Genomic DNA, 13,877 nt, shown 5'->3' with positions numbered 1-13,877 from the left:
GCTGTCATCCTTTGCGGCACACCTCCTTATTTGATAAATTTTGTAGCGCTTACATTTTCTATCATATCTAAAATTTGTGTGATTTACTTTAAGTTTCACAACCTATTTTTACATTATATGAACTATTGTCAGGGTAGATTTATTTAAAAATATCAACCTGAAAAACCCCCTAAAGGATTATCCTTTAAGGGGTTCATTAGCCTTAACTTTTCATACCGGTCAACGTGATTCCCTCTACAAAATACTTCTGACCGATCAGGTAGAAAATGACGCCTGGCGCAAAGGACAGACACGTGGCTGCCATCGTTAACGACCAATCTTGCTTTAATTGACCCTTAAAATTAGTAAGCCCCAACGCTATGGTGAATTTTTCGCTCGAATTAATGTAAATCATTTGTTGGAGCAAATCATTCCATAAGCCGATGAAAATAAATAAGGCGACGACGATCATAGCGGGCTTGATCGCCGGCATGATAATGCTGAACAAAATCCGGAAGTACCCTGCGCCGTCTATCGTTGCCGCTTGGTCGAGTTCTCTCGGTATGGAGAGAATGAACTGCCTGATCAGAAAGATATTAAAAGCGCCGCCGCCGCAAAAATAGGGCAGAATCAATGGCAGATAGCTGTCATGGAGCCCCAGCCCCCGTGTCCATCCAATGTACAGCGGAATGAGCGTTACCATGGCAGGCAAGAGCATAGAACCGACGCAGAGCATCCAGATCAATTGTTTGCCTCTAAACCGCAACCTCGCAAAGGCATATCCGCACAAGGTAGCCGTGAACGTCCCCCCCAAGCAGGAAGGCACGATAATAATCATCGTATTCCACAAATACTTCCAGAATTTAAATACATTCAATGTTTTTTCATAATTGGAAAACAACCAATTTTTCGGTATGAGAGACGGCGGATACTTGTAGATCTCGGGGTTCGTCATCAGTGACGTACGGAATATCCACCAAATCGGGAAGAGTACGATGAGGGCAAATACAATGACGACTATAAATGTAAGCACGTTCATCGTTCGTTCACTGCGTTTCTTGCTCTTTAATCTGGCGTATGCGACTTCGCTCATTTATCGTCGTCTCCTTCGGAAAAGATCCACCGTTTCGATGTCTTGAACAAAACGGCAGTAAAAGCAGCAAGAATGGCGAAAATAATAAAGGTCGTCGCGCAGGCATAGCCCAGCTTGTAATTGACGAATGCCTGATCATACATCAGATAAGTCATGAATCGGGAAGAGTTGCCCGGACCGCCATTGGTCAGAGCAAGGGCAGGTGTAACAACCTGGAGATTGGCGATCAGACTCAGCAACAGGTTATAAAAGATGATCGGCGTCATACAAGGCAAGGTGATATGAAGAAAGCGATTCCATCCGTTCGCGCCATCCATTTCAGCTGCTTCATGATAGACGCTCGGAACGCTTTGAAGACCAGCCAAAAAAATAACGATTAAGTTCCCCGACAGCCAGACCGCTATCAATGAAAGCGATGGGATTACGTAATTGGAATCCGCGATAAAGAGAACTTTATTCAATCCGATTTCGGAGAGGAGATAGTTGAAGAAACCAAAATTGGCCTCGTAAAGCCAGGACCATCCTACGTATATAGCGGCAGCAGGCAAAACGAAAGGAACATAGAATACAGCTCTGAAAAAACCTCTTCCGGGAATTTTACGGTTCAACAGCATCGCGATAAAAAGTGAATAAATCATGCTTCCGGCTACAGATAAAAATGCGAAGTAGAGCGTTGCGATAATTGAATCTTTAATATAAGGATCGGTGGTAAATAGCGTGATGTAATTGCTGAAACCGACGAATTCAGGATTTTTTAGCCCCGTCCAATTCGTCAAACTAATGCCCAACACGCCAAGAAGAGGCAGGTAGGTCAGGAAGATCAGCCCGAGTATTGCCGGAATCAAGCATATGTAAGCAACTCTTGCCTCGCTTGAAAGAAAGCGGGAACGGCGTTGCTGAGGTTTATTAAAGGTTTCCATATCTTGCCCCCCACTTCATATGTGAAGGATGACCGCCGCTTGCTTGTTCTTGACGGTCATCCTTCCTATACGTTATTTTTTGCCTTTATTGGCTGCTTTCAAAGCTTCAAGATTTTTGGTAATGGCATCCTTAGCCGTAGCTTTTCCGGTCCAAACATCCCCTAAAGCCGATCCTAGCAATGTATTAAAGTCTGTCGTATGATTCGTAAAGAACCAAGAAGCTGGTCTCGCCGCTGTGGATTGTGCATAATCGACGACAGCTGACTTGTATTCGGCATATGGAGGGAAGTTCTTATTGTCGACCCACTTATGCGTAAGTGTTTCATCTGTATACCACTTCTTCAGTGTTGGCATCCAAATACCGGATGAGATCAGTCCCCAGTTGTTTTCTTCAGCTGTGTACCATTTGAGCCATTCCATCGCTTCTTTCGGATGCTTGGTTTGGGAGAATACGACATTGGCACCGCCCGTGTTGAGGGTAACTTTTTCCTTCATGTAAGGCAATACGGCAACGCCATATTTCAATCCTGCTTCCTTGGCTGCATTCAAGCTAGTTCCGATGTTCCACTGGCCGTTCGTAGCCATGGCGACCGTTCCCGCGATGATCGTACGCTGAATGCCATCATCCGTCTGTCCAACCGACAACGGAGCAACTTTGTCTTTCAAGTACAGATCCGCGACTTTCTGAATCGCTTCGATACTGGCGTCTTCCCCAATTCTCACTGCTGTACCGTCATTGTTATAGAAACCCCCGCCATTGCTAAGCACCCAAGCTTCCAACTGCCATGCCAAATTTTCGACGGATGCGCCGTACTGAACGATGCTCTGCGGATTAAAGCCAGCTTCGTCAGCATGTTTGCCATTCTTGTCGACTGTCAGCTTTTTGGCCGCTGCAACGAATTCGTCCCATGTCCATGCTTTATCTAGAACGTTTGGCGGATAAGGTACTTTCGCTTTGTCGAACATGTCTTTGTTGTAATACAGAAGCAGGATTTCATTTGCAGCGGCATAGGCTACAGTTTTGCCTTGATATTTGTAAGCTAGGCTATCCAACGGCTTGCTGTCACTTCCCGAGTACATGGCACTTACATCATTCAACATCCCATCGGAGGACCACTGGATGACGGCATCCTCCTTCAATATTCCCGTATCTGGTAATTGACCTGCCGTTGCCTGCGTATTCAGCTTCGTCATGTAGTTTTCCCAAGGAATCGCTTGTACTTTGACTTCGATTCTGTTTTGAGAAGCATTAAACTTATCCGCCGCTGCCTGGGTTGCGCTTCCTTCAGCCTCGCTTCCCCACATCGAATACGTAATCTTAACCTTCTCCGTGGAAGGAGCTGCCGTCTTCTCTGGTGCTTTTGTAGCTGCATCTCCCGTTGGCGATGCGCTTGGTTTATCGTTATTCGTGGAGCATCCAGCCATCATGCTTAAGATCAAGACCATTGATACGCTAACCATGAACCCTTTTTTCATTGTTTTCATATTAACCCCTCCATCATATATAATTCGCCGTCACTCCTTGATTCCTCCCGCGTTGGCAGGGAATATTTCATCTGTCTATTACGACTGTTATATTGTCGATTGCTCCCTTCCCTCCTTGACCAGAGTCAACAAGCGTGATCTATCCTTGCACCTCATGAGGGTAAAACCGTATTTTCTCTGATCCACACTCTCATCTCGCCGCTTCCCCGGTTCGCCCAAGCAAAGTAAGGGATGAATCTGGCAGTTGTCGCTTCTAAGTGATCCTCGTCTTTCACCCGGTACAGTCGATCCTTCCAGCCCTCGTCTTGGATCCGATAAGCGGTTAAGTCGATGGTGAGCAGTCCGCCTAACAAGCCTGCATCGAAATTAATCTGATCTTCGAAGCCCGGATGGATAATCAGCTTATGCAGACCTTTGCCATTGTCAGCTTCCTCCAAGCAGTAAACCATCGGCCCTCGCTGGATGGCGACCATGCCTACGGTCTCTCGAATTTCCGGATTGCCTTTCATCGGACTAACGTTCATGGGTAGAACCAAATCGACGATATCGCCAGCGTTCCATTTCCGTTCGAGATGAAGATAACCGTTAAACAGGCGCATAGCGGATTCTGCAACTGGTTGCCCATTAACCCTGACATCCCAAGACCCACACCAGCTTGGTATCCGAAGAGCCAAGGAGAAGTTTTTGGGCCCATCCATCGTCAGCTCGAATTTAATATTTCCGTTCCAAGGCAGCTCGGAATGCTGGATGAGCCCAACGGCGCTGCCGTCCACATCCACCGTGACTTGACTTCCAATATATAAGTGAGCATAAAGGGTATGCCCATGGAACGAGTAGATATAGCTGCCGAGAGAGGCTAGCAATCGCGCGATATTAGGCGGGCAACAAGCGCAGCCGAACCATCGTTGCCTTTCCATCTTCACGTGATCGAAATTGTGATTCTTACCGCTCGCTTCGGGCCAAGCTTCCAAGGGATTCACATAGAAGAAATGCTGTCCATCGCGAGACATTCCGCCAATAACGGTGTTATAGAGCGCTCTCTCCAAGACGTCCGCGTATTCGCTTCTCTGCTCGATCTGAAGCATGCGCTGGGCGAAGAAGATAAGACCGATCGATGCGCACGTCTCGGCGTAAGCCGTATCGTTCGGCAAATCGTAATCGAGCGTGAACGATTCGCCGTAAGACATTGAGCCGATCGATCCCGTAATGTACATCCGCTTGTTCACGATGTTATGCCAGAGCGCTCGGCATGCCTTTAACAAATCCTCGTCTCCAGTTGCTGCCGCGACGTCGGCCATACCCGTGCACATGTATACGACCCGCACCGCGTGACCTTCAGCCGTCTGCTGCATGCGAATCGGGACATGCGCTTGGCTGTAAGATTTGTCCTTGGCTATCTTCAGCGCTTGGAAATGAATCTCGCCATTGCGGCGATCAAACTCTAAATCGTAGAAGTGGGGACTCTGCCCTCTCTCATCCAAGAAAAACTTCGCCAGCTTCATATAACGATCGTTAGAAGTGGCTCTGTAGAGCTTCATTAGCGCCAGCTCGACCTCTTGATGCCCATCATAGCCTTTGATCTTGCCATCCTCTGGCCCGAACGTCTCATCGATGCAGTCGGCCAGCTTGCAAGCCACTTCTAGAATCTTGCTCTTCCCCGTTGCCTTCTCATAGGCGACCGCTGCCTCGATCAGATGCCCCGCACAGTAGAGCTCGTGGCACTCCGCGAGATTCGTCCATCTGCCTGCCTTTTCTTTAAGTGTAAAATACGTATTTACGTATCCGTCCTCATGCTGCGCCCTAGCGATCAGATCGACAACTTCGTCCGCTACCTTTTCCAAATCGGGATCAGGCATTTGCTCCAAAAGATAACCGACGGCTTCAAGCCACTTGGCCACGTCGCTATCTTGGAACACCATGCCGTAGAAGTCGCCCTGCTCCAATCCCGCAGCGATTCTGAAATTCTGGATGGCGTGACTCGGCTCGTTGCCTTCGATTCGGTCATTCAGCGCCTCCCACTGGTAAGGTACGACAACATCGCGAATTAATGAAATATAAGGGGACCAGAAGTCATCCTGGATGATCACGTTCTTCAATTGAACAGGTGTTGAGATAGATATAATACTCATCAGGTATGCCCCTTTTATAAATTCCGCCTCCTTAATGAAAGCGCTACATTTATAATACATGGGATAGCCTGGTATTAATTAAAGTTTTACAACTACTTTTTTAGAAATTACAACCAATAGGAAATATCAAAAATATCACAAATGCGATCACCACTCTTACCTTCCATTTCTCCTTCTATCCTTTATTTCATCGAGTGTGGCGCGCTTTCTTCCGCGAAGGAAAATGACTTATAAGTCGGAATACCATCAGAGTAGTGGATTTATTATTTAGATAAACACTACGATTTTACTAACTTTTGAATTAATTAATTTTCGCACTTGCAATTCCGTTAATTCCGAGTATAATACTAGGTATAACACCGAAACGAGGTAAACGCCATGCTAAAAACCGTGACATTAGAGCAACGCTGGAAAGATGATTATCTGGATTTGTTGAACTATGCGAAACAAATCGGGGACGTCCAATGGCAGAACGAAATTATACAGACGCTGAGTAAATCAGCCTTATATATGCAACAAACGACACTTGAATATCAAATAAGCCAACTATGGCACCAGTTCGATGCCGTCAATAAGAAGATGCTGGAGCTATACAGACAGTTGAGGGAAACGGATAACGTGTATGTCTCTTCTCGGTTGATCGAGGAAGTTTGGGGATTGAAACTACAGCGAGTTGAAATTGGTAAACAATTGAACGCGACTTATCATAGCTAGAAATGCAAAAAATCCCGTATGCGGATTACCGCTCTACCGGACATCGGTTCATGTCTATTATCATTTCCATGCATGCAGTCATCTGCTCTGCAGAATTGCTTTAAACGGGTACGCATCAATTTGCAGATTGATATGTACTGGCAATAAAAATTTCATCGTATGAATCCAATGATTACCGTGTGTGTGCGATAACTCCTTGTATAAGGACGAATCTTACACAGCGGTTTGTTTCATTTCACGCATCATACCCATCATCATTGTCATCATCTCATCGCAAGACTGCATCTTGGACATCATCATATCCATATCCATCATGTCTGCCATTTCCATGCCTTGCATGCAATCCATCATCATCTTCATGTTGTTCATTTTACACATCATTTCTTCCATACACATCGACATCATCATTTTCATGCTCATCATTTCCATTGGTTCCACTCCTTTCTCTCTACTTGATTTGTCTTCCAACAATTAGAAGATTAACCCATTTGAATGATTTTATCAAGTCTTTTTTCAAAAAAATATTGCTTTCCACTAAATGATTGTGTTATATTTTAATATTTGCTAAATACCCATATAACCCCTTGGACTGAGTGTTTTAGTCGGGTTTAATGCGATTCTGTGCTTCGTACATATGAAAATAGCTCCACCTGAGTTTCGTATACAGCGACTTCAGCGGACAGCCATCGCTATCCACTACTCCCTCCTTCCAGGGAACGAGGATGTCCTAATTGCGACTATATAGGCGAAATCATCATTGAAAGGGAACTATAATGCCCTATTTCACCGAAAACCGTGATAAATAACGAAAATAGGCTAATTAACACATCTACGTTCCCCTCGGATTCGATTTCAACTAATTTCAGTCAAATAAGGCATCTAGGATCCCCCTACATCCAACGCCACAAAATGAAACCCACCCTAATGCGACTGTCCGCCATTCTGCCATCTAGCTGATATTTACATACTTATAGGGAAGCAAAAAGAAGCCCTAAGGCTTCCTTTTACATAGCTCCTCTTATGGTACCGGCTCAAACTTCACAGCATCAGCGACGACTACACCATTCACACTGTCTGTTCGAATTTTGACATAACCGGTTGTACCTGCCGTGAAAGAGTAGGAACCAACAAGGTTCCATTGACCGCCAAGCGATGTCTGATCGATGGAGACTGGCGCTGTTCCACTGGCATGCACAATATCTACCGGAATATTGGTTGCACGATTGAAATGGGCTGGCCACCAGATATAGACGTTATACATGCCTGATCCTGTTAAAGTTGGTGTAAAGGTAACACTTTTCGTACCTCCATCTGTGTTAGTGCTAGTAACATAATTATAATTGGTCAAATATTTATCCGTTGCTGAGTTGTTACTATCCCAAATACCTACCTTACTCACGCCTGTTCCTGCGTTATCTACAATAACCGTGGTTGGCGCCTGTGTCAGCGTGAAGTAATCCAACTGTAGTCGGTATCCCGATGCGCTAGCGTTCTTGCCCGTTGTCGTAACACGGAATAAGTAGCTGCCTGGATAGCTGAAGTTGTATGAACCGAATTGAAAATCCTTATATTTCTCTGTTGTAGACCAAAACGTATCAATCGGCGTACCGATATTCACACCATCGATTGAAAGCTGGATGATACTATTGTTACTCGCCTTCATAACACGACCGATTACATTATACGTACCGGCTTGTGTCACATCCAAGCTGAATTCCGTGTAGTCATCTGAAGCCGAATGGTTAAGACCAAGCTTCTTGCCACCGCTGGCATTCGTATCGTTATAGACGACGATGGAATCCGTCATAACACTAATGGGCAGTGTCTCTGCCTCATAGGGGATCGGCAACGGAATTGGAGATGGATTGGCAGTCTGCGTACCTGTCAAAGCAAATTTCACCTTGTATGATTTCCCACCTGAGTCCTTCATGTTCACCTTGAATTTAATCGTCGGGGTATACTGCAAGATTGTTACCGCAGCATCTTTCGAAATGACATTTTTCGCAGATTTCGCCACTTCGACATAAATGTTGCCTACATTATCTTGTGTCGGGTCTGATACCGAAACCTCGTAATCGCTCGACGTTTCCCGCGTCATGACCGATGATTTAGAATCAGACGTTATTTCGCCAACCGTCTTTCGCGCGTCCTTCCAGAAGTTATAGCCGGTAATTTTGAGACCTGTTTCCTTGACCGCTTGCGCATCGCTGGAATTCTCCAGAATGGTAATATTCGGTGATGCCGCATAGCTCGCGACTTGCGTGCTGGTTTTATTAGGAAGCATGACGTAAGAATACGTTCCATTCGTTGGGTTTACGCCATGATCAAACCAAAGCGCCATGTAATTGCGCCTGTAAAGTGTCTCTGTATACGACCCCTTATTCCCATTGACTTTTTTCCAATTGCCTGTTTCCGCTTTGCGAAGTCCTTTGATCGTCGCGCCGCCTGGGAAGTAGTAGCCGAGGTCTGAACCTGACACATTGCCCGCTAGATGAATATAATTGGTGCCACTCATCGTCTCTGACCAACCGAGCGAAGTTGATTTGGCAGTGCCATTTACAGTAAGGGCATTATTGCCTGCCGAATTGATCTTCCGATTCTCGACAATCGTCTCCGTAGTGACGCCATCTGTACTGTTAATATCCGAACCAAGTGCCACGATTTCATCATCGAACATGAACCACGATTTTTTTGCCTGTAATGTTTTATCTGGCGTTGTAGCTAACCCATCCACACCAAGCGCTTGATATTGCATGCCCGTTACACCGTATAGCCCTAGCATGTCTGCCCCTCCTGCCCAGGAACTCTTGCCTTTACTGGATTCTTGATAAACTCCGTTAAGCACAGTCGTTCCCGGCAATCGGAAGTTGTCCACAGTCGGCCAGAAATTATCGTTGAATTGGGTTATATCGTTATTATAGAGCGTTAACATGCCATCCCCAACATGCCATATATTATTATTCTCGCTATTGATGGACTCATAGTTCATAATACGGTCTGATGACATGCCAACATTTACCGCATAACCTGGTCTCACCTGTACAACGCGGTCCATGCCTGCGAATTGCTGGTAGCCAAGCTGCTCGCTCCGTGGTGAAATACCCGTGTTACTTAGAATGCTTTTTGCTTCTGTAAGTAGCCACATGGATATGCCGTTAAAATAATTCTTATTAGGATCGGCCTGTAGCCAGCCCTTGACCATGCTTCTGTAAGCAGCGGCATCCGTAGTGGAAGCCACATAAGAAAGCTGGATAAGTGCAGTGACAACTCCACCGCTGGAAAGGTTATCCTCTTCCTTATATCTGGATATTTCCCGCCCTCGAACGGTATCCATTAGATTTCCTTTGTAAACAAATGGCTCAAAGGAATCGTAGACCCACTGGAACACATTGGCCAAATTAGGGTCCGTCACCTCCCAAGTCGAGCCGTCAAGCAGATACAAGATTTGGGAAAGACTTGATATCAAAGATGTGCCATACCCTCCTGTATAAGCCAAATAGTTATGCTGAACAAACGAACCATCTGTATAGAACCCGTCGCCACTCGTGACATAAGGAAGGAAAGCACTCAACCCGTCACGGGCATCAGCAAGTGTAATCCCGGCTGGCACATTATTTTTCCCTAGGATAGCTGCTATTGCGCAAACTTGAACCTCCCACATCCGATTGGCACCAGTCATAGCAATATCTTTCTGGAAATAATTCACCGCTGCTACACTCTCATCAATCTGCGTCTGCGTTAAATCATCGTACATAAGAGCTACGAGGTCATTCAACGCTAACGCATCGCCTATTTCCCAGTACCACCAATTTGATCCGCCTCTCGAAGCACCGCTATAATAGCTGCGGCCATGCAACCAATCCAAGCCATCGATTATCGCAGCCTTCAAGCCCGTATTCCCCATAAGTGACGAGCCGTACGTGCGATAAGCTAAGGCCATTTCGACTAGAAACCGATAGGAATACATCGTGCTTGATGGGGAATTCGCTGCATGTATCGGGTAATAGTTCCAAAGCAATGACCGATTCACTTCCGTATGCATCGTATCCCAAAGCTCTTGTGCCCTATCCGTGATCTGGGCAACTCGCGCCGCATTATCAACGTCAGTTAGTGAATACGTCGTCGGACTCGTCAACATTTTCACGTACTTTTCCCTTAATACATCGAACTCATCGGATGCATGTGCTTTCTTCATATCTACCGGTACCAATAGTGATCCGCAAGCAATCAACAGTGCTAAGCTAACCATCATTAATCTTTTTACGATTACAATCCGCATTCTTATACCTCCAATAGCTTATTAATGTCGTATTGATGTCATCTCATGCTATTCAGAACCCAATGCCTCCTTCCGTTATAGCGTTACGAATAAGTATTAGAAAAGAGCAGCTGCATTTCCATGATTAATCACCATTTGGAAGCGCTTTATTCTTTTCTAAACCTCATATTATAGATTGTAGGCGTTCGAAACAATCCTCCCCATGCTAGATTTGGTTCAACATTTCCATATTCTCAAGCACTTATTTCAACAGGCTCTATAAAATAATAGATCCACCCTCTTGCAGTGTCGAACGCAACTCCTCTGTACTCACGTCGCCAACTCCGATATCTGCTCGCAGCGCTAGATAAGCTGCAACGCCAGCTGCTTCACCAGTCTGATTCATGTTCACCATCACACGAACGGCGCCATAAGCGACTTGATCTACATCGATCATCCGACCACAAGTCAGCAGGTTGTCATAACCTCCAGGAACTAAGCAGCGGTACGGTATCTGATAAAAAGTAGGATCTTGCTCCGTTTTCTCCCGCCATCGCCCTTTGACCACGGGATAGCCTGGACGCACATAGGCCTGCTCGCCATCTAAATATTGAAACGTGATCCCCGGCTTATCATCATGATGAATATCTACGCGATAGCTGCCGTTGGCAATGGCATCTTCAAAGCGAACACCATGGAGCACATCTTCGCCAGTAAGCCGATATTGGCAATGAATATGTCTCGTTTCCCGAATGCCAATGTAGGAGGGCAGTGAGAGCAGCGTCAGCTTATTGTCGGGTCCGTATTTACGCACCATATCCATGATGGCTCGAACCTGTCTTCTTCCTTCCATTTCGCTACGTGTCAAAGAAAGCCCATCCTTGCAGTCCGCATCGTACACTCTTGTCCCTGCATACATATAGACATCGTTACTGCCGGGTACGAAGCGTCCCCAACCGAATCCTTCGGGCAAATCGAATTCAGCCTGATGCTGAATGAGCGCATCATTTAAATCCAAACCTTTTAACGAATTGAACCCTGTTACATCATTGAACCCTGGGCCAGAGCCCCATCCACCGATTTTTGCACATGTTGTAGGCGGCTGCCGATGATCCTCATTCGTCAGTGGCAGCATCAATCGCGCACACAAATCACCATCCCCCGTTGCATCGATGAACATCTTTGCTTTAATCGCACCTCTGCCTGACTTATTTTCCACAAGGATAGCCGTTAATTTACCATCGGTAAGTACGGGCGCCACGAACATCGTATGCAAATAAGGCCCCACCCCCGACTCCGTAATGAGCTCATCCAATTCGATTTTCAACTCTTCCGTATTCAGCACATAGCCGACAGAATGGCTCTTCTTCTCTTCTGCCACAGCCCCTCGCCGATCCAATCGTTCCACGGTTTCTTGCGTTAAACCACCAATAATTTGCTGCTTAAACTCGGTGTCATAGAAGCTATGCCAGATATTGACTAAGCCAGATGTCGCCACACCGCCGAAATTGTTTTGCTTCTCCACGATAACCACACGTGCACCTAATCTTGCTGCTCTTACTGCTGCAAAAACTCCCGTACAACTTCCACCGAGCACGCAAATATCCACATCTTCGATCACTGGAACCGACTTTGCTTCTTCCCAAATCGTTTCGCTTGTATGCATCTGTATCGTCTCCTCATTCATCCTAAGTAAAAGGGCCAGAGGCAAAGCTAACTGACAGCCTGCTCCAGCCCCGCACAACTTACCTAATTAACGCCTACTTGATATAGCCCAGCGGCTTCAGAACCAAGTTCCCTTGCTCCACATATTTCGATAGCTGATAGTTCGTTTCTAATGTTTTGGTGAACGTATCGAAGCTGTCTAATGGACTTTTCCCAAAAATGAACTTCGTAATCTCCTCGCTTTCAAAGCGATTCTTATCACTGATCGATACGCCTTCCGGATTTGGAATCAGTTCCGTATACGTTTCAATACGCGGTTGTTTCTCGGCAAAATCAATGAATGGCAATTGCTTCATGAATTTCGCTTTTAGATAATTTTTCTCATCTCGTCCTGTTAGTTGATGATTGAAGGCGAAGCCTGTTTTGGAACTGTCGGTCACGACAGGCATGTTGTTTTCCATTTTATAATGCGTACCTTCGATTCCGTACATTGTCGTCAAATAACCCGGGCCATCTGCAATATAGTTGAAGTACTCCAGGATTTTATTCAGCTTCGCAGGATCCTTCGCGACCTCCTTGGACACAGCAAACCTGCCGCCAGTTGCACTAATATCAAAATAACCTTGGTACTTACCGCCTGGACCCGTTAGCGCATCCATCTGTACCCAATTCGCTGCAGGATTCACAGCTTTGTACTGTGCAATATAATCATCCTTGGTCATTTCGCCCCAGTTGATATAGAGAATGCCCGCTTGCCCTTTAAATGCTTTCTCCTGATGCTTCAGCCCTTTGTTCGTCATAAATTCCGGATCAACCAAGCCCTCACTAATCATATCTTTGATGTAGGATAGGGCTTGCTTCGTTTCTGGCTGTGTCGTGGAATACACAACTTTATTGTCCTTAATCATGAACTGCCCTGGAGAAGCCACGCCAAATGCGGAGAATACAGGGTCAAATGTACTCGGTGTATTCACAGCATCTGGTGTTCCAATACCAATTCCCGTAATCCCGTACGTATCTTTTTTGCCATTGCCATCGGGGTCACGCTCTGTAAAAGCCTTCGCTACAGCCTTCAATTCGTCCAACGTTTTCGGAGACTGCAAGCCCAGCTTATCTAGCCAGTCTTGACGAACCCAATAGCTGGACATCGGCAGATAGGCACGTTTCGCGATCGCATATTGCTTGCCATCTACCTTGCCTTTATTCAAATCAACATCCTTCAGTTTCGCTTTGATATTCGGCATTTTATCCATATATGGGGTCAAATCCAACAGAATCCCCTGCTTCACATAGTTCGCAAGCTGCACCTTAGATACTGAGAAAATATCAGGCGTTGAGCCGCCGGCGATTTTTACATTCAACTGTTGATCATAGTCCGTCGCACCGACGTTAAATTGCAAATCCATATTCAAATCCTTGTTCAGTTTGCTCAAAATAAAATCGTCTGCCATCCCCGGATAGTTGGATCCGCCTATGAACAAATTGATTTTTACCGGACCTGCGGCCGCTGTCGTGCTAGGCGCTGTATTTTTTTCTTGACCACTGTCAGACTTTGATGAGCACCCCGTAACTACAACACAACTAATTAACATCGTCGATAAGACTACTCCGAACTTTTTCTTCATCTGTACAAT

9 protein-coding genes are annotated in these 13,877 nt (G+C 45.8%); 1 reads left to right on the top strand and 8 read right to left on the bottom strand.

Annotation, left to right across the window (positions count from 1 at the left end):
- Positions 1-202: 202 nt before the first annotated feature.
- From HQN88_RS15495 to HQN88_RS15480, 4 genes are all read right to left on the bottom strand, one after another.
- The gene (locus tag HQN88_RS15495; RefSeq protein ID WP_173113530.1) at positions 203-1,072 is read right to left on the bottom strand and encodes a carbohydrate ABC transporter permease; all 870 of its coding nucleotides are present in this window, start codon (positions 1,070-1,072) and stop codon (positions 203-205) included.
- A complete protein-coding gene (locus HQN88_RS15490; RefSeq protein WP_173113528.1) occupies positions 1,069-1,992 on the bottom strand; it encodes a carbohydrate ABC transporter permease in 924 nt (307 codons plus the stop codon). The genes HQN88_RS15495 and HQN88_RS15490 overlap by 4 nt, the downstream gene beginning before the upstream one ends.
- A gap of 72 nt (positions 1,993-2,064) precedes the next feature.
- Positions 2,065-3,477 (bottom strand): ABC transporter substrate-binding protein, encoded by a 1,413-nt coding sequence (locus HQN88_RS15485; protein WP_173113525.1) that lies wholly within the window; start codon positions 3,475-3,477, stop codon positions 2,065-2,067.
- A gap of 152 nt (positions 3,478-3,629) precedes the next feature.
- Complete coding sequence (locus HQN88_RS15480; RefSeq protein ID WP_173113523.1) at positions 3,630-5,606, bottom strand: glycoside hydrolase family 127 protein; 1,977 nt, start codon at positions 5,604-5,606, stop codon at positions 3,630-3,632.
- 378 nt (positions 5,607-5,984) lie between these two features.
- Between HQN88_RS15480 and HQN88_RS15475 the strand changes: the two genes are divergently transcribed.
- Complete coding sequence (locus HQN88_RS15475; protein ID WP_173113520.1) at positions 5,985-6,320, top strand: hypothetical protein; 336 nt, start codon at positions 5,985-5,987, stop codon at positions 6,318-6,320.
- 213 nt (positions 6,321-6,533) lie between these two features.
- On the opposite strand, the gene HQN88_RS15470 is transcribed toward HQN88_RS15475, so the two are convergent.
- From HQN88_RS15470 to HQN88_RS15455, 4 genes are all read right to left on the bottom strand, one after another.
- Positions 6,534-6,749 (bottom strand): hypothetical protein, encoded by a 216-nt coding sequence (locus tag HQN88_RS15470; RefSeq protein ID WP_056608664.1) that lies wholly within the window; start codon positions 6,747-6,749, stop codon positions 6,534-6,536.
- 589 nt (positions 6,750-7,338) lie between these two features.
- Complete coding sequence (locus HQN88_RS15465) at positions 7,339-10,599, bottom strand: polysaccharide lyase family 8 super-sandwich domain-containing protein (RefSeq protein WP_173113517.1); 3,261 nt, start codon at positions 10,597-10,599, stop codon at positions 7,339-7,341.
- A 256-nt stretch (positions 10,600-10,855) separates the two neighbouring features.
- Positions 10,856-12,244, bottom strand: coding sequence for an FAD-dependent oxidoreductase (locus HQN88_RS15460; RefSeq protein WP_173113514.1), 1,389 nt, complete (start codon positions 12,242-12,244; stop codon positions 10,856-10,858).
- Between the two features lie 94 nt (positions 12,245-12,338).
- Positions 12,339-13,868, bottom strand: a complete 1,530-nt coding sequence (locus tag HQN88_RS15455) for an extracellular solute-binding protein (protein WP_173113511.1) — start codon at positions 13,866-13,868, stop codon at positions 12,339-12,341.
- Positions 13,869-13,877 lie beyond the last annotated feature (9 nt).

This window comes from Paenibacillus qinlingensis, from assembly GCF_013204845.1.
In the GTDB taxonomy this organism is placed as follows: domain Bacteria; phylum Bacillota; class Bacilli; order Paenibacillales; family NBRC-103111; genus Paenibacillus_E; species Paenibacillus_E qinlingensis.
This window is presented reverse-complemented; position numbering and strand designations above follow the sequence as displayed.